General features: G+C 54.5%; 12 protein-coding genes, 1 tRNA gene and 1 pseudogene. 11 read left to right on the top strand and 3 right to left on the bottom strand.

Features of this window, described 5'->3' with window-relative positions:
- Positions 1–746 (top strand): annotated as a pseudogene (locus tag IGS51_RS00835) (cell division protein FtsH); the annotation flags it as partial.
- A 581-nt stretch (positions 747–1,327) separates the two neighbouring features.
- On the opposite strand, the gene IGS51_RS00840 reads toward IGS51_RS00835, so the two are convergent.
- Positions 1,328–2,353: a 2-hydroxyacid dehydrogenase gene (locus tag IGS51_RS00840; protein WP_297074917.1), complete on the bottom strand. Its 1,026-nt coding sequence runs from the start codon at positions 2,351–2,353 to the stop codon at positions 1,328–1,330.
- 438 nt (positions 2,354–2,791) lie between these two features.
- On the opposite strand from IGS51_RS00840, the gene IGS51_RS00845 reads away from it, so the two are divergent.
- From IGS51_RS00845 to sds, 8 genes are all read left to right on the top strand, one after another.
- Positions 2,792–4,747 carry a S9 family peptidase gene (locus IGS51_RS00845; protein WP_297074919.1) on the top strand — a complete coding sequence of 652 codons (1,956 nt, stop codon included), beginning with the start codon at positions 2,792–2,794 and terminating at the stop codon, positions 4,745–4,747.
- 412 nt (positions 4,748–5,159) lie between these two features.
- Positions 5,160–5,933: a glucose-1-phosphate cytidylyltransferase gene (gene rfbF / locus IGS51_RS00850; protein ID WP_297074920.1), complete on the top strand. Its 774-nt coding sequence runs from the start codon at positions 5,160–5,162 to the stop codon at positions 5,931–5,933.
- 122 nt (positions 5,934–6,055) lie between these two features.
- Entirely contained in the window at positions 6,056–7,276 is a 1,221-nt protein-coding gene (gene lhgO, locus IGS51_RS00855; protein ID WP_297074921.1) for an L-2-hydroxyglutarate oxidase, read from the top strand.
- A gap of 126 nt (positions 7,277–7,402) precedes the next feature.
- The gene (locus IGS51_RS00860; RefSeq protein ID WP_297074922.1) at positions 7,403–8,425 is read left to right on the top strand and encodes an NAD(P)-dependent oxidoreductase; all 1,023 of its coding nucleotides are present in this window, start codon (positions 7,403–7,405) and stop codon (positions 8,423–8,425) included.
- A gap of 2 nt (positions 8,426–8,427) precedes the next feature.
- Positions 8,428–8,973: a dTDP-4-dehydrorhamnose 3,5-epimerase gene (gene rfbC, locus IGS51_RS00865; RefSeq protein WP_068509017.1), complete on the top strand. Its 546-nt coding sequence runs from the start codon at positions 8,428–8,430 to the stop codon at positions 8,971–8,973.
- 5 nt (positions 8,974–8,978) lie between these two features.
- Complete coding sequence (locus IGS51_RS00870) at positions 8,979–10,334, top strand: NAD(P)H-dependent oxidoreductase (RefSeq protein ID WP_367279220.1); 1,356 nt, start codon at positions 8,979–8,981, stop codon at positions 10,332–10,334.
- A gap of 582 nt (positions 10,335–10,916) precedes the next feature.
- On the top strand, positions 10,917–12,149 hold the full coding sequence (locus tag IGS51_RS00875) for a polysaccharide biosynthesis/export family protein (RefSeq protein ID WP_297074927.1): 1,233 nt from the start codon (positions 10,917–10,919) through the stop codon (positions 12,147–12,149).
- Positions 12,150–13,419: 1,270 nt separating this feature from the next.
- The gene (gene sds / locus IGS51_RS00880; RefSeq protein WP_297074929.1) at positions 13,420–14,388 is read left to right on the top strand and encodes a solanesyl diphosphate synthase; all 969 of its coding nucleotides are present in this window, start codon (positions 13,420–13,422) and stop codon (positions 14,386–14,388) included.
- Positions 14,389–14,489: 101 nt separating this feature from the next.
- On the opposite strand, the gene IGS51_RS00885 is transcribed toward sds, so the two are convergent.
- Positions 14,490–15,083 (bottom strand): sulfite oxidase-like oxidoreductase, encoded by a 594-nt coding sequence (locus tag IGS51_RS00885; protein WP_297074930.1) that lies wholly within the window; start codon positions 15,081–15,083, stop codon positions 14,490–14,492.
- 162 nt (positions 15,084–15,245) lie between these two features.
- Complete coding sequence (gene rpmF, locus IGS51_RS00890) at positions 15,246–15,416, bottom strand: 50S ribosomal protein L32 (RefSeq protein WP_297074932.1); 171 nt, start codon at positions 15,414–15,416, stop codon at positions 15,246–15,248.
- Positions 15,417–15,550: 134 nt separating this feature from the next.
- Between rpmF and IGS51_RS00895 the strand changes: the two genes are divergently transcribed.
- Positions 15,551–15,622: transfer RNA gene (locus IGS51_RS00895), tRNA-Val, on the top strand.
- Positions 15,623–15,912: 290 nt separating this feature from the next.
- Positions 15,913–17,355, top strand: coding sequence for an SLBB domain-containing protein (locus IGS51_RS00900; RefSeq protein WP_297074934.1), 1,443 nt, complete (start codon positions 15,913–15,915; stop codon positions 17,353–17,355).
- Positions 17,356–18,062: the final 707 nt, after the last annotated feature.

Raw genomic sequence — 18,062 nt, forward strand, 5'->3', positions numbered from 1 at the left:
ACCTGGCAAACCTGCTGAACGAAGCCGCCATCCTCACCGCCCGCCGCCGCAAGGACGAAATCACCATGCTGGAAATCGACGATGCCGTCGATCGCGTGGTGGCGGGTATGGAGGGAACTCCCTTGGTCGATAGCAAGAGCAAGCGCCTAATTGCCTATCACGAAATTGGCCACGCCATCGTCGGCACGCTGGTCAAGGATCACGACCCGGTGCAGAAAGTGACGCTGATCCCTCGCGGACAGGCTCAGGGCTTGACCTGGTTTACGCCCAGCGAAGACCAGGCGCTCATCTCTCGTTCGCAAATCTTGGCCCGCATCATGGGTGCCCTAGGCGGACGCGCTGCGGAACAGGTCATTTTTGGTGATGCCGAAGTCACCACAGGCGCAGGCAACGACCTGCAACAGGTGACCGGCATGGCGCGGCAAATGGTGACGCGCTTTGGGATGTCCGATCTGGGCCCGGTGTCGCTGGAAAGCCAGCAGGGTGAGGTTTTCCTGGGGCGCGACTGGATGACTCGCTCAGAATATTCCGAAGAGATCGCGGCTCGGATTGATGCCCAGGTCCGCTCTATCGTGGAACATTGCTACGAGGAAACTTGCCGTATCGTTCGAGACAATCGCGTGGTGATCGATCGCTTGGTCGATCTGCTGATTGAAAAGGAAACGATTGACGGTGACGAGTTCCGCCGCATCGTGGCTGAGTATGTAGACGTGCCGGAGAAGGAGTCCTACATGCCTCAGCTATAGAGCAGTCTGTGAAACGTGTTTGGCATATTTAGATAGCTCTGCTTCAGTTCTTAATAAAGAGGCTGCTGTGAAACCACAGCAGCTTTTTTTAGTGATTTTTGCAGTGATTTTTGCAGTGATTGCCTCCGAATCGCTTAGAGGATGTTTGAAAAGTCCTACTGTTTGTAGCAAAGCGTGCAAGATCCCCTTAAATCCCCCTTAAAAGGGGGAATAGGCGGTTCCCCCCCCTTTTAAGGGGGCTAGGGGGGATCTCTGAGTGCTTAACATTACAGGCGATACCTTTTCAAACATCCTCTTAGGTAACCCGAACTCCCTATACGACCTTTGGGGAACCGTGGTCTACGAAACAGCCCAAAGCCTGACCAAAGGCTTCAGTTGACGAGTGCATCCCACTTTTGTAACCCTCGCCCTAAAGCGCTCTCCCAGAGCGGGAGAGGGACTTTGAATCCGGCTCCCCTTTTCCTGTTTTGGGAGAAGGGGCTGGGGGATGAGGGCGAATTTGCAGAACTGGGATGCCCCCCAGTTGATCGTCCATCTGCGTAAGTCTTATGCCAATTCCACAAATTATTTTATTCAGGGGATCAGGCGGGCGTGGCGACCTTCTGGGGCAGCTTCACCTCGTCCTTGAGCGGGTTGCCCTGCTCAAAGTCGCTGATGCTAGTGATGGTGGTGGTGGTGATGTCGTTCAAGGCTTCGCGAGTAAAGAATGCCTGGTGTGCCGTAACGACGACGTTCGGGAAGGACTGCAAAAGCTGGAACGTGTCGTCTTGAATCACGGTGTCGGAGAGGTCGCGGAAAAATAGCTCCTCCTCTTCTTCGTAGACATCGATGCCCAGGTAGCCGATTTTGCCTGATTTAATGCCTGCGATCGCCGCTTTGGTGTCAATCAGCTTGCCCCGGCTGGTGTTGATCAGCATGACACCATCTTTCATTTGGGCGATCGTGGTGGCATTAATCAGGTGATGATTTTCAGGGGTCAGCGGGCAGTGCAGCGAGATAATGTCCGACTGAGCCAGCAGATCTGGCAGATCCACATAGCGGGCATCTTCTAGCGCCTCAAACTTGGGACTGGGGTAAGGGTCGTAACCTAGCAGGTGGCAGCCGAAGCCGTGCATAATTTGGGCAAAGATTACGCCGATTTTGCCCGTACCCACTACGCCAACTGTTTTGCCGTGTAGATCGAAGCCCAGTAGTCCGTTAAGCGAAAAATTGTCGTCTCGGACACGGCTATAGGCTCGGTATAGCTTGCGATTAAGCATTTGAATTAGCCCGGCCGCATGTTCCGCGACGGAGTAGGGGGAGTAGGCAACGACCCGCACGACTTTCATGTCCAACTCGGCGGCCACTTCCAAATCGACGTTGTTATATCCTGTACAGCGCAGAGCGACGAGGCGGGTTCCTCCGTTTGCCAAGGCGCGGAGTGTGTCAGCACTGACATCATCGTTCACAAACACGCAGACTGCGGGGAATCCAGCCGCAAGAAGCGCCGTTTTGGGTTCCAGACGGACATCAAAATAAACGAGTTCGTGGGGCGATCCAGCAGCGGCATTGGCAGCGTCCAAAAACTTGCGATCGTAAGGTTCGGTACTAAAAACAGCAACCTTCATGCAGTTTCTCCAAAAAGCTGAAGTTTATGCGATCAGGACTTACGCACTTGCGATAGGCTTTCTGGATTTTGGACAATTTCTCGCGGGCTGCGCTCGCGAGAAATTGTCCAACTGCGTAAGTCCTAGTTATGTGCAGGCACGGTCGGTTTCTCAAATTTTGAAGCCTATGATATCGGCAAACCCGCAAACTCCGGGCTATTCTGCGATACATTGGCAGCTAGATGGGCTTGTGAAGCTAGGGGTTTGAACCCAGGCTTTTCCTGAATGTAGGCTCGATGTCAGGATGCCATCAGCCCTTATGCAACTGCCATCAAGCCCTGTGCCAGACATCCTGTGCCAGACATCCTGCACCAGACATTCTGTGCCAGACATCCTGTGCCAGACATCGAATGTGAGAACTCCCTTTGATCCGCACACGTTAGCAGGAAACCCGTGACTATGCCGCAGATTGCCCCCTTTGGCTCCTGGAAATCGCCCATCACCTCAGACCTGATTGTGGCGGGAAGCTTGCGCCTAGGGGAGGTGCGGCTGGATGGCGGCGATGTGTACTGGAGTGAGGGGCGACCGACGGAGGGCGGGCGCAACGTGGTGGTGCGGCGATCGCCCTCCAATGCTCCAGATGCTTCCACACAGGATCTCACTCCTCTACCGTTTAACGTTCGGACTCGCGTGCATGAGTATGGCGGCGGCGCGTACATCGTGCGGGATGGCATTGTATATTTCTCGAACTTTGCGGATCAGCGCTTGTATCAAATAAGTCCGGGTGAAGCGCCGCAGCCAATTACGCCCGAAGGTGCATTTCGCTATGCCGATGCTGTGTGCGATCGCGTGCGAAATCGCCTTATTTGCGTGCGCGAAGATCATTCCCAAAATGATCATGAACCTGTGAATACAATCGTGTCTATCAGCCTCTCATCCACAGATGGAGGGCTGGATGCAGGAACGGTGCTGGTGTCGGGCAGCGACTTCTACGCCTTTCCCCGGCTGAGTCCTGACGGCTCGCGGCTGTGCTGGATCGAGTGGAACCATCCGAATATGCCGTGGGACGGCACGACGCTGTGGGTTGCGGAGGTCAATGCAGACGGTCGTTTGGGAGAACCGCAGAAGATTGTCGGCGGCGAGGCGGAGTCGATTTTTCAGCCCGCTTGGTCGCCGGATGGGGAATTGTACTTTGTGAGCGATCGCACGAACTGGTGGAACCTCTACCGCTGGAACGCTGCCACTGCCACGCCAGAACCGCTCTGTCCCAAGTCTGCCGAGTTTGGGCTGCCGCTGTGGGTGTTTGGCATGTCTACCTACGGCTTTGAGTCGGCAGAGTCGCTGATTTGCACCTACAGCGAAGACGGCGTTTCTAAACTGGCGCGGCTGCACACGCGCACGCTGGAACTCACTGAGATTCCCACCCCCTACACCAGCATTGGCGGCCTTCAGGTGGCGGGTTCCTCGGTGGTGTTTGGCGCGGGTTCGCCGACCAAACCGGGGGCGATCGCCCATCTCGACCTATCTACGGGGCAAATCACGGAACTGCGCCGCTCTAGCACCCTGGAAATTGATCCTGGCTATATTTCTGTACCGCAGGCAATTGAGTTTCCCACGACAAATGGCCTCACTGCCTACGGCTTTTTCTATCCGCCCCAAAATCAGGATTTCATTGCACCCACCAGGGAAAAACCGCCGCTTTTGGTGAAAATTCACGGCGGGCCCACCGCTGCCACCAGCGCCACCTTCAGCCCCAGTATCCAATACTGGACAAGCCGGGGCATCGCCATATTGGACGTGAACTATGGCGGCAGCACGGGCTACGGGCGCGAGTATCGCGAACGGCTGAAGGGCAACTGGGGGATTGTGGACGTAGACGATTGCGTGAATGGCGCGAAGTATCTGGCAGACCAGGGCTGGGTGGATGGCGATCGCCTCTGCATCGACGGCGGCAGCGCAGGCGGCTATACCACCCTGGCGGCGCTGGCGTTTCGCGATGTGTTCAAAGCTGGGGCCAGCTACTACGGCGTAAGCGATCTAGAGGCGCTGGCAAAGGACACCCACAAGTTTGAATCGCGCTATCTGGACGGGCTGATTGGCCCCTACCCCGCCCGCCGGGATTTGTATATCGAGCGATCGCCCATCTATGCCATCGATCGGCTCAACTGCCCCCTCATCTTTTTCCAGGGCGATGAAGACAAAATCGTGCCGCCCAATCAGGCGGAGATGATGGTCAACGCGCTGCAAGAAAAGGGACTGCCCGTTGCCTACGTGCTGTTTCAGGGCGAACAACACGGCTTCCGCAAAGCAGAGAACATTAAACGGGCGCTGGACGGTGAACTCTATTTCTATGCGCGAGTGTTTGGTTTTCCGCTGGCAGAGCCGATGGAAGCAGTGGCGATCGCCAACCTCTAAGCCTCTAAGTCCGCAGGCCTACGCAAGGGGCAAATTCGCAAGATCCGTTAAGCTCGATTGCCTTTATAGATTGGCTCTATTGGCTCTATAGACTGGTTCTACAGATTGGCTCTAATTTCAAATGACTTCGCGTGAATTCACGTAGCCCAGACGTTCAAGACAGGTTTCCGATCGGGTGACTGTACAGCTTGCCTTCAAAACCTATGTAATTCCACGAGTTATCTGCTCAAAAAAATAAGGAAATCATGAACCTGTCTCTGTAAATTCGTCAAAAATCTCACATGAAATTCTCTGTAAATATCCTGCTAGCCCGCTACTTTACTTGATCTTCACTTCAGATCCTCGAAATTTTACGAGCATTCCTGCGAGTCTGCTTGAGAATAGGATTAGAGAGTTTACACAGGGTAACCCTATGAAGGCAGTCATCTTAGCTGGAGGATTGGGGACTCGCTTGAGCGAGGAGACATCTATCAAGCCAAAGCCGATGGTGGAAATAGGCGGACAGCCAATTCTCTGGCACATCATGAAGATCTACTCTGCCCACGGCATCAACGACTTCATTATTTGTTGCGGTTATAAGGGTTACGTCATCAAAGAATACTTTGCAAATTATTTTCTGCGGATGTCGGATGTCACCTTTGACATGCGATTTAACCAGATGAACATTCACTCCGGCTATGCCGAACCCTGGCGCGTCACGCTGGTAGATACGGGCGAAAGCTCGATGACCGGGGGCCGTCTACGTCGCGTTCGAGAGCATATTGGGAATGAAACCTTCTGCTTCACCTACGGCGACGGCGTGAGTGATGTCAACATCACTGAATTAGTGGAGTTTCACAAGCAGCAATCGACGCTGGCAACGCTGACAGCCGTGCAGCCCCAGGGTCGTTTTGGGGCGATCGCCCTCGGCGAAGAGCAAACCAAAATTACCCAGTTTCACGAAAAGCCCGTTGGCGACGGAGCCTGGATCAACGGCGGCTATTTCGTGCTGGAGCCAGAGGTCATCGACTACGTTGAAGACGACTCGACCGTGTGGGAGCAAGAGCCACTGCAAAAGCTGGCGCACATGGGTCAACTCTCTGCCTACAAGCACGCAGGCTTCTGGCAGCCCATGGATACCCTCAAGGATAAGAACTACCTGGACGAACTCTGGAAAAAAGGAAAAGCCCCTTGGAAGACCTGGTAGGGGTGCTTTGGGTTGGGTTTCTAAACCAACACTGCTGCAACTTGACGCAACGCGCGAACCGCGTCGAACCCTGTTCGGCGGGTTCTGAAGCGACGAATAGCCAATCCTAAGGACGGAGATTCATGTACGATTTTGCAATTATTGGCGGTGGCATCGTTGGTTTATCCACAGCAATGGCGCTGGGTCGTCGCTACCCAGATGCCAAGATCGTCCTGTTTGAGAAGGAAAGCCGGTGGGCCTTTCACCAAACGGGCAACAACAGCGGCGTGATTCACTCCGGCGTTTACTACAAACCGGGCAGCTTCAAGGCAAAGTTTTGCCGCGATGGCTGCCAGTCGATGGTGGCGTTTTGCCGCGAACATGACATCCCCCACGAGGTCTGCGGCAAGGTGATTGTCGCCACCGAGGAGCATGAACTGCCGCTGCTGGAAAATCTCTATCAGCGGGGTCTGCAAAACGGCATCCAGGTCGCCCGGATTACGGCTGAAGAGGTGCGGGAAATCGAGCCGCATGTAAACTGCCTGGCTGGGGTGCGCGTGTTTTCGACGGGCATTGCTGACTATAAGCAGGTCTGCCAGAAGTATGCAGAAATCGTGCGATCGCAGGGCGGCGAGCTATACCTCAACACCAAAGTAGAGCGCATCGTTGATCGACCCAACAGCAAGGTTGTGGAAACCACGAACGGCACATTTGAAGCGCGGCTAGTGGTGAACTGCGCTGGACTGCATAGCGATCGCGTCGCCAAGATAGGCGGGGTCGATCCCGAAGCCAAGATTGTGCCCTTTCGGGGAGAATATTACGAACTCACGCCCGAAAAGCGCTATCTGGTGAAGGGGCTGATTTATCCCGTGCCCAACCCGGCGTTTCCGTTCCTGGGGGTTCACTTTACCCGCATGATCGACGGCAGCGTCCACGCTGGGCCAAACGCCGTGCTGAGCCTCAAGCGCGAGGGCTATAAGAAAACCGATTTCGACCTCAAGGATTTTGCTGAGGTGATGACCTATCCGGGCTTTTGGAAGCTGGCGGCAAAGCACGCTGACGAGGGCATCCAGGAAATCATCCGTTCGTTTAGCAAGGCTGCCTTTGTGCGGAGCTTGCAGCGGCTCATCCCCGAAGTGCAGTCTGAGGATCTGGTGCCGACCCACGCGGGCGTGCGGGCCCAGGCGTTGATGAACGATGGCAAGCTCGTGGACGACTTTTTGATTGTGAAGGGGAAAAACTCCATCCACGTCTGCAATGCGCCGTCTCCGGCAGCGACCTCCTCGCTGGAGATTGGCAAGGCCGTCACCGAGCAGATTGCCGAACAGTTTTCGCCTGCCACATCCCCTGTGCAAGCGGTCTAGGGGCGATCGCCCCCTGCAAATCCCCCTTTTGTTCACACCTTCTCGTCCCTTCTGAGCGGCCCAAGCCAGTCCCGGAATGTCTGGCATATCAGCGTTTACAGTACACACAACACAGGAATCCACAGCATGAAAGTATTGGTCACTGGAACCGAAGGATATCTGGGCAGCCTTTTAGCACCGCTGTTGCTGGATCGCGGCTTTGACGTGATTGGCGTAGACACAGGTTTTTATAAAGTCGGCTGGCTCTATAACGGCACAGATAAAACTGCGAAAACCTTAAACAAAGATATCCGCCACATTACGCTGGAAGACCTGGAAGGCGTAGAAGCCGTGGTTCACATGGCAGAACTGTCCAATGACCCCACGGGCCAGCTTTCCCCCAATATTACCTACGACATTAATCACAAGGGGTCTGTCCGCTTGGCAGAACTGGCCAAGCAAGCAGGGGTGCGCCGTTTTGTGTATATGTCCTCTTGCAGCGTATACGGAGTCGCCTCTACGGACGTGGTGACGGAGGAAACCCCGGTCAACCCCCAAACGGCCTACGCCGAATGTAAAACGCTCGTGGAGCGCGATGTCATGCCGATGGCAGACGACAACTTCTCGCCCACCTTCATGCGAAACGCGACCGCGTTTGGTGCGTCGCCCCGGATGCGCTTTGACATCGTGCTAAACAACCTGTCGGGTCTGGCCTGGACGACTAAAGAGATCAAAATGACCAGCGACGGTACGCCCTGGCGTCCGCTCGTCCATGCCCTTGACATCGCCAAGTCCATCATCTGCACGCTGGAAGCGCCGCGTGACATTGTTCACAATCAGGTCTTCAATGTGGGCGACACGGCGAACAACTATCAGGTCAAGCAGATTGCCGAGATCGTGGCAGAAACATTCCCTGGCTGCCAGCTCAGCTTTGGCGACAACGGCTCGGACAACCGCAGCTATCGCGTGTCGTTTGAAAAGATCAACACCCAGCTTCCTGGTTTCAAATGCGAGTGGGATGCGCGTCGGGGTGCTGAGCAACTTCGCAAGGTGTTTAGCCAGATCGACATGACGAAAGAGGTGTTTGAGGCTCGCGGCTTCACGCGCCTGAAGCAGCTTGAATACCTGATTCGCACGCAGCAAATCGACAAAGATTTCTTCTGGAGCTAGTCATGATTTTTACCGAAACCAAACTTAAGGGCGCATTCATCATCGACCTGGACTATCGCGAAGATCATCGCGGCGCGTTTGCTCGCACCTTCTGCGCCAAGGAATTTGAGGCGCATGGGCTGAAGCCGACGGTGGCGCAATGCAACCTGTCGTTTAACCACAAGGCAGGCACTCTGCGCGGAATGCACTATCAGATTCCCCCGGCTGCGGAAACCAAGCTGGTTCGCTGCACGCGGGGCGCGATCTACGACGTGATTATCGATATGCGGCCCGATTCGCCGACCTACAGGCAGCATATCGGCGTGGAGTTGACGGCTGAGAATCGCCGTGCCCTGTATATACCAGAAATGTTTGCCCACGGCTATCAAGCCCTGACGGATGGGGCAGAGGTGGTGTACCAGGTTGGTGAATTCTACACTCCTGGCTATGAGCGCGGCCTCCGCTATGACGACCCAGCCTTTGGCATTGAGTGGCCGATGGAGGTGACTGTCATTTCTGAGAAGGACGCTGCCTGGGCATTGTTTGAGAACGTTGCAGTAGGAGTATAGAAATGCTGTATATCATAGACACCGCATTGCAGGCTCGCCAGGAAGCGGGCAACCCGATTCGGGTGGCGATGGTGGGCGCGGGCTTCATGGGGCGCGGCATCGCCAATCAGATCGTGAATTCCGTTCCGGGTATGGAGCTGGTGGCAATTTTCAACCGCAGCGTAGAGGGTGCAGTTCGCGCCTACAGCGAAGCGGGTTTGGACAATATCCGCACGGTGAAGACGCTGGGTGAACTGGAAGATGCGATCGCCCAGGGGGTTCCCGCCGCAACGGATGACGCAATGCTGCTGTGTCGCGCCGAAAGCATTGATGCCGTTATCGAGGTGACGGGCGCGATCGAGTTTGGCGCGCAGGTGGTGCTAGAGGCGATCGCCCACAAAAAACACGTCGTGCTGATGAACGCCGAGCTAGACGCAACCATCGGCCCCATCCTCAAGGTCTATGCCGATCGGGCAGGCGTGGTGCTGTCGGCCTGCGATGGCGACCAGCCCGGCGTGCAGATGAACCTCTACCGCTTCGTCAAGAGCATCGGCCTCACCCCCTTGCTCTGCGGCAACATCAAGGGCCTGCAAGACCCCTACCGCAACCCCACAACTCAAGAAGGATTTGCCAAGCAGTGGGGGCAAAAAGCCCACATGGTGACGAGCTTTGCCGACGGCACCAAGATTTCCTTTGAACAGGCGATTGTGGCCAATGCCACGGGCATGACCGTCGCCAAACGCGGCATGTATGGTTACGACTTTAACCGCAATGCCGACGCGCTGGTTGAGCAGTTCAACCTGAAATACACTGGCCACATCGACGACTGCACCAAGCTGTATGACGTGGATGAGCTAAAGTCCCTGGGCGGCATTGTGGATTACGTTGTGGGCGTGCGTCCGGGCCCCGGCGTGTTTGTCTTCGGGACTCATGACGACCCGAAGCAAAAGCACTATCTCAACCTATACAAGCTTGGCGAAGGGCCGCTCTACAGCTTCTACACGCCGTACCACCTCTGCCACTTTGAAGTGCCGCTGTCCGTTGCCCGCGTGGTGCTGTTCCAGGATGCGGTTCTCGCTCCCACAGCGGGGCCCAAGGTGGATGTCGTTGCAACTGCCAAAATTGACCTGAAGGCCGGCGAAACGCTGGACGGCATCGGCTACTACATGACCTACGGCCAGTGCGAAACAGCGGAAATTACGCAGGCGCAGCGCCTACTGCCGATGGGCTTGGCGGAAGGGTGTCGTCTGAAGCGCGATATCCCCCGCGATCAGGTGCTGACCTACGATGATGTGGAACTTCCAGCCGGTCGCCTGTGCGACAAACTGCGGGCTGAGCAAGATGCATACTTTGCCCCAGCCAAGGTTCCGGCATTGATTTAAGCAACGCGATGTGCGACTTGCAATCTGCCCTCATCCCCTAACCCCTTCTCCCGACTTGGGAGAAGGGGAGCAAGAGAGGCTTGAAGTTCCTGTCCCGCTCCAGGAGAGGAATCTAGGGTGAGGGAATTGGCCAAGTTGCACATCTTCTTGCCCATCTCCCAGCGAGTCCTGACAGTCCTTGGCATTCAAGGTTTTTCCAGGCTTGGTTTTCAGGTTTCTTTTAGGTTTCTCTTAGGTTTCATTCGGGTTGGGCAACTCTCCTTGGGTGGCCCAACCTCAATTTTTAAGGTTTTAATTGGCGGCTTGAGCGATTCAGGCGTTGGATTTTGCTTTCCAAAAAGGACTGCTATATTAATCTTGCAATATTGCTTTCCATTGCTCTCTATATTGATAATCAACGATACTAATCGTCGGTTTTAGATTCAGGTTTAGATACCGAGTCGTTTTCCCTGAAATTCGGCGATCGCCCCCCCTTGTTCCCCTGATATTTCTCGCCTGCTATTTCTCCCCTGCTTTTACTGCCCGTCATCCTGCCCACCCCTGACAACGCACAGTCAGGTTCACCCTGAGGTCTGGTTGGATATGCTGTTTTCCTGTCCTGAAACGTCGTTTGCCCCCAGTCAGCCCAAGCGACCCCAGCAAGCCCCTCGTCGGATTGTGCGGGCGATCGCCTTTGGGCTGGTGATGCTCTACACTGCCCCCGTTCTGGCGCAGACCGCCATTCCATCCAATGCCAGCGCCAATGCCAGCGCCAATGTCCAGCCTGCCGCACCGATGCCGCCGGAGGGCCGCCCACTGCCGCCCAACTACGAGTCCGATTATGTCCTGGGTGCAGGCGATGCAGTGCAAATTGACATTTTCAACGTGCCCAACCTGAGCGGCGAAAATGCTCGCTACTCGGTGTTGGTAGACGGTTCGCTGAACCTGCCGTGGATTGGCAAAGTCAATGTGCGGGGACTGACGCTGCAAGAGGCATCAGATGCGATCGCCAGCCGCTATGCCGAGTTTATTCGGGAGCCGATTGTGACGGTGACGCTGCTCACACCGCGCCCCATGCGAGTGGCGATCGTCGGCGAAGTGAACCGTCCTGGAGCCTACACAACAGGACAAAGCGTGGGAACAGGCCCGGCCGGACAGACCACGCTAGAAACCCGTGGCGAAGCCAGAGCAGGGGAACTTCGCACGGTTATTGAAGCGATTCAGACCGCAGGCGGCATTACGCAGCTTGCAGACGTGCGAAATGTGGAAGTTCGTCGCCCGCGCCTGAATGGCACCGAAGAGGTCATTTTGGTTGATTTGTGGGCGTTCTTGCAGTCTGGCAATTTGCAGCAAAACGTGACCCTGCGGGATGGCGATACGGTGATCGTGCCCACGGCAACGGCTTTGAATCCTGATGAAAGTCAGCGTCTCGCTGCTGCTAGCTTCTCTCCCGACACGATCAGCGTCAATGTGGTAGGTGAAGTGGTTCGGCCGGGCACGGTTTCTGTTAGCCCAAACACGTCTCTTAATCAGGCAATCCTGGCGGCGGGCGGGTTTGATGATGTTCGGGCATCCAAGGGCCGGGTTACGCTAATCCGGCTAAATCCAGATGGAACCGTGGCTCGACGCGAAATTCCGGTAGACCTATCGGCTAACCTGAACGACGAAACCAACCCGATTCTGCGAAGCAATGACATTGTGGTGGTTAGCCCTTCGGGTCGGGCCAGGACGACTGATGTTCTGGGGGTAATTGGTGGAGCGGTTGGGGCGGTGCTGAACCCGATTGGTGCATTGTTCAATATTTTCCGCACGGTGGATGATATTAACCGCGATTAGGGCTGCCAGCGGGATAGCAGCCAGATCGAATATGCCTTTCGACGAACTAGAAAACCCTCCGTTTCCTGCACAATGGCGCGGTTCGGAGGGTTTCTGAGAGCTTGCGTAGCATAGAGCGTGGTTTGTGGCTAAAGCATTTTGTGGCTAAAGCATTTCGTGGCTAAAGCTATGAAGCCTGTGGGGCAAGGATCACGGCTGCGATCGCTGCACCACCATCAGCAGCAAATACACTGCCAGCAGGTAAAAAGCAGCCAGGATGGGAATCGTGAGCGGAATACCGAAGGAAGCCATGGCGAACCATTCCATTAAACATTACGGTTTACAGGAAAAATATAGGGAAGGGGTCGAAAGACCCATAAGCAAATCAAATCTGAGCAAAACAAGTCACTGCGCTGCCGCAAGTAAGTCTTGCATCCAGCCAGTGAACCGTAACCAAACCGACCGTAACCCAACCAGAAGCGACACCTTACCAAATACCCCCGAGGGCGATCGCCCAAAAGCAATTGCCTCTGGCTTGGCAGACATCACTCGTCCACGTCTACAGCCGAATGCTGCAACCTACAAGCCTGGTAAACTCCAGACCGATGGGCGATGCATCTGGCTCGTCAAACGAAGTATTGAAAAAAACAAAGCCTTGAGAGCAAGCCGAAACCAGCTCCTTGACCCAGATGGTCAATAATCTGAATCAGAATCCAAGACGCTGGTAGCAAATGCCTCGTGACCAGATCTGGAACAACATCTGATACAACAAATGCGGTCCCATTCACAGGATCACCAAGGTCATTCACCCTGAGCTCAGCAGCACGGGAAGCGGCGACCAAAACTCTTGGCGAGAACAGAAGACACAAAGACCTTCAGAAAGACCCGTGGCTTAACGTTCTCGTACCAGAGCTTTGAAGACAGCGATCGCCGCCTGCTGCACCAACCTTCCAAAAGCAACCTGCCAGACAGAGGCCGCCGGGTAGACACGCTCATAAGCTGCCAGGCAAGTAGCAGTCCCGGAGCCGCCCTTTAGGTGGCGCTTCTAGAAAAAACTTCCAGAGGAAGGTTCTCAAAATATTTAGTTGTTGGATACCTTGTAGTTATAAGAATAACATATCAGTCAAGTTCATGAGAGAATGTTTACAAAACTGTAATAATCCTGAAAGGCTTATCAGTTCAGTGAACTCTGGCATTTCTATCAGGAATTTCATCCCACAGATGGGAGGGGGTAGCTTAGAATAAAGGCAAATATGTAAAATTTCGTAACTAAGTATATCGCTGCGTCTCCATGACCTCAGTCACCTCTCTCTTTGCACCTGTGGATGCCGATCTCTGTCAACTGACGGACAACTTGAAGCAACTGGTCGGTGCTCGCCATCCCATCCTCTACGCGGCAGCGGAGCACCTGTTTGGGGCGGGTGGAAAGCGTCTGAGACCAGCGATTGTGCTGCTCATCTCCAGAGCCACCAGCATCCCCGACATCACGCCCCGACACCGCCGCCTGGCTGAGATCACCGAAATGATCCACACCGCCAGCCTGGTTCACGACGATGTAGTGGATGAGGCGGAACTGCGGCGGGGTGTGCCGACGGTTCACAGCAGCTTTGGCAATCGGGTAGCAGTGCTGGCGGGTGATTTCCTGTTTGCACAGTCCTCGTGGTATCTGGCAAATTTGGACAACCTGGAAGTGGTGAAGCTGCTGTCGCAGGTGATTATGGATCTTGCTGAAGGCGAGATTCAGCAGGGGCTAAATCGCTTTGACACGGGGACCAGCCTGGAAGCCTATCTCGACAAGAGCTATTACAAAACCGCGTCCCTTATTGCCAACAGTGCCAAGGCAGCAGGCGTGCTGAGTGATGCCTCGCCAGAGACCTGTCACCACCTGTATAGCTATGGTCGCCATATCGGTCTAGCTTTTCAAATCGTGGATGACCTGCTAGATTTTACGGGTTCTGCTGATGCCTTGGGCAAGCCTGCGGGTTCCGATTTGCGAAGCGGCAACCTGACCGCTCCAGCGCTCTACGCCCTTGAGGAAAAACCCTATCTGGAAGTGCTAATCGAGCGGGAGTTTGCCCAAGAGGGCGATCTGGAACAGGCGCTAGCGCTGATTGAAGACAGTCGAGGATTAGAGCGATCGCGCGAGTTAGCCAACCACCATGCTCAGCTTGCCGTGCAGCATATCAGCATTTTGCCTGCTTCAGAGTCCCGTCAGGCGTTGATTCAGTTGGCTGACTATGTGCTAAGTCGGAGCCATTGAGTCATGGCCAAGAGCGTCATCGCCAAGAGCAGTCGCCAAGCTGCTGAACTTTGGCTGATGGGACATTTATGCCATGCATGTGTGATGCAGCGATTTGCAGATTAGTCGCTGTACCGTTCCTCTGCCCAGGGTTCCCCCCGGCGGTGATACCCGTTTCTTTCCCAAAAGCCCAATTCTTCGTGGTCTAGGAATTCCAGCCCGTTGATCCACTTCGCACTCTTCCAGGCGTAGAGGTGCGGCACCACCAGCCGAACTGGGCCGCCGTGTGGGGCAGGCAGAGGCTCGCCCGCCAGCGTGTGGGCCAGGAAGTTCTCTTCTCGCAAGAAGTCAGCTAGCTCCAGATTCGTGGTGTAGCCACCATAGCTGTGCTGCATGACGTGGGTAGCGCTGGGATTAAGATTGACTCGCTGCATCAGATCGGTCACCTTAACGCCTGTCCACTGGACATCCAGCTTTGACCAGGTTGTGACGCAGTGAAAATCAGCCGTGAATTCCGTCTGCGGCAGGCTCAAAAGATCTGCATAGGTCAGGGTCAGCGGTTCAGCGAGTCCCCAAATCTTTAGCTCCCAAACATCGCTGGAAATGTCGGGGGTTGCTCCGTAGGTTAGGACTGGAAAGCCGCTGGCGAGGTGTTGCCCAGGCGGAACTCGATCCCGTTGCTCTGGTGCGGGGGGCTTAAAAAACTTGCCTAGCATAGAGTCCGCTTAGGTGGGTTTTAGTTGGGTTATAGATTCACACCAATAGGGGCGATCGCCTCTTCCCAAATTATTGCGCTGAAGCATGATGCGCTGACAGCATGAACCATGCTCAGGGGCGCTAATGCAGGGTCAGACGATCTGCCACCATCCGTCTCGTCTCTACTCTTCTTCTTCTTCCGGTTGGGGATAGACAAAGCCTGTGGAGCGGCCAGTCAACACCGACTTGCCCAGAGACAGCGCACGCTGAGCTTGCAGAGCGGCCTTGCGCTTCCAGGTGGCTTTGCGCTGATCGCGCTTTGATTTGGAGGTTTTCTTCTTAGGAACTGCCATAGCTGCCGACGGTTCAGATTTTTACAACCTTTCTATGGTAGTGCAAAAGCCCATGAGTTGAGCAGGGGGGCGAGTAAATCGGTATTTTGAAAAGTTTGTTGATTTAAAAAGCTTGTGCTACATTAAAAAACTGCGGGCGATTAGCACAGTGGTAGCGCACTTCCTTCACACGGAAGGGGTCACTGGTTCGAATCCAGTATCGCCCATTTAGCAAGTAAGGCCTCTATCTTAATAGGGACAGACAGGCTATGTCTGACTGTGCGGTTAGCATATTGGAGCAATGCAAGCGCTTTTTGCGCTGAAAGCACTGCTCAAACAGCCCACCATAGATTTACAGACGGCGCTGTATTCCCTTCATGAACTTCACGTATTAATCCGGTTGCGAGTGCCTGGCAGTGTAAATAGCAGAAGAAAGCGTGCCCCCCTTACGGTTTTTTCGGATAACTTCCGTAAACGCTGGTGTCTTTTCTGCCGATCTTCCGGCCGTTTTACCGCAATGTCTAACTTCCAAAAACACACTGCCTCCGTTGCAAGTGCGCTAATCGTGTTGAGCGGTGTTGCCTTGCCTGCCCATAGCCAGTTGCGGCCCGCAGCGCCAATTTCTGTTGCCCAGTCTGTGTTTATTGAGGATGCGTATACCCTGGGGCCGAGCGATCGCATCCAGGTCACAATCTTTCGAGTACCAGAATACACCGGCCCCCAGCAAGTTTTGGTAGACGGCACGCTCAACTTGCCCCTGGCCGGGTCTGTGTTTGTAGAAGGACTAACGCTTCAGCAGGCCGCCGCTGCGATTTCTGCCCGCTATGCGCCGTTTTATCGCCGTCCGATTGTCACCCTGAGCCTGCTGTCTCCCCGTCCGATTCGCTATAGCGTCGCTGGAGAAATCGATCGCCCCGGATCATATACCTTCAACATATCGGGCGATCAGGGGGGGCAAACGCTTACTGCCGGTAGGTTGCCAACGCTGACGACCGCTCTGCAAAATGCGGGGGGAGTCACCTCGTCGGCCAATGTCCGCCAGATCCAAATTCGCCGCACCCAGCGCCTCAGCCCGACCCAAAGCACGACACAACTGATTACCGTGAACCTCTGGGAGTTGCTGCAAGAGGGCGACCTGACTCAAGATATTACCCTCCGAGACGGCGACACGATTCAGATCCCGGCGGCAAGCACGCTGAATCTGGCGGAAACTCGCCGCTTGGCAGGAGCCAATCTGTATGCCGCAACGCGCCGCCCAATTGACATTGTGGTGGTGGGTGAGGTGAAGCGGCCGGGCACGCATACTCTAGCGCTTGGCACAGGCGGCAATAATGCTGAAGCGCTAATTCCCACAGTGACTCGCGCGATTCAGGTGGCAGGTGGCATTACCGAAACGGCGAATGTCCGACAGATCCAGGTGCGCCGCCAAACCGCCAGTGGCCGCGTGCAAACGCTGGATGTTGATCTGTGGAGGCTGCTGCAAACGGGTGATGTGAACCAGGACACAGTGTTGCAAAATGGCGACACTGTGTACATTCCGGTGGCAACCGAACTCGACCCAGCAGAAGCAACGGAGCTAGCGGCCGCAACCTTCTCGCCAGCGTCGATTCAGGTTTATGTGGTGGGCGAGGTCAATCAACCAGGGATTGTGCAAGTGCCGCCGAATACACCGCTTAATCAGGCAATTTTGGCGGCGGGTGGCTTTAACAATCGTCGAGCGCGGCGCGATTCGGTGAAGCTGATTCGATTGAATCCCGATGGAACGGTGGCAGAACGCACGATTGAAATCGACTTTGCCAATGCATTGAATGATGCGGATAATCCGGGCTTGCGGGGTAATGATGTCATTGTGGTTGGGCGATCGGGATTGGCCAGTTTCTCGGATACGTTAGGAACGATCACAACACCTATTGGGCAGATATTTCCGATTGTGAATATCCTGCGATTGTTTGGGCTTTAGGTAAGATGAAAGGCGATCGCCTCTTGAAACGCTTGAAACAGATGTAAAGGGGTATCTTTCGCCTTGGATGGTAATTTCAAGAGGCGATCTCAGCGCTCTAAAATCTGTTCCTTAAGGGCATTTAAGTTCCTGATCTGAAAATAAACTTAGATCCCAAGTTACAGATTTAGGTCATAGTTAAAAACTGAATTTTGTACTGCTGGTTAGTCGGAATTGACGAGATTCATCCGGATAATTGATCTTCTTTAAGAAATGTTAATTGCAACCTTTGATCTAGCTTAACGGCTCAGACCAGCGTCCCAGTCTTCTAAGTAAACCAGTTCGTTTGTCCGCAGAATCAGATGCCATTCATAAGCAAGAAGCATGAGAAAAGGGTTGTACTTTTGGCTACAAATTTATAGCTTGACTAGCGACAGACCCGATAATTGCATATCGTATCAAAGGTTACTTAACTGATAGAAATCAGGGGGCGATCGCTCACAGACATATACGGCTTTAGACAGAGGGGTTAGGGTTACACATCGAGCCACAAAGCTTACTAAAGCAGAGGCTTCGAGCCTAACCCCTAACTCCTAGCCCTTGCTACATACAGAAGCAACCCACAAATCTTACCGCTAACTCTACGAGGACATTCATGACCCACAAAAAGCACGCACTCATCACAGGGATCACCGGACAAGACGGGTCATACCTAAGCGAACTGCTAC

The organism is Thermoleptolyngbya sp. M55_K2018_002 (genome assembly GCF_015295965.1).
Lineage (GTDB): Bacteria > Cyanobacteriota > Cyanobacteriia > Elainellales > Elainellaceae > Thermoleptolyngbya > Thermoleptolyngbya sichuanensis.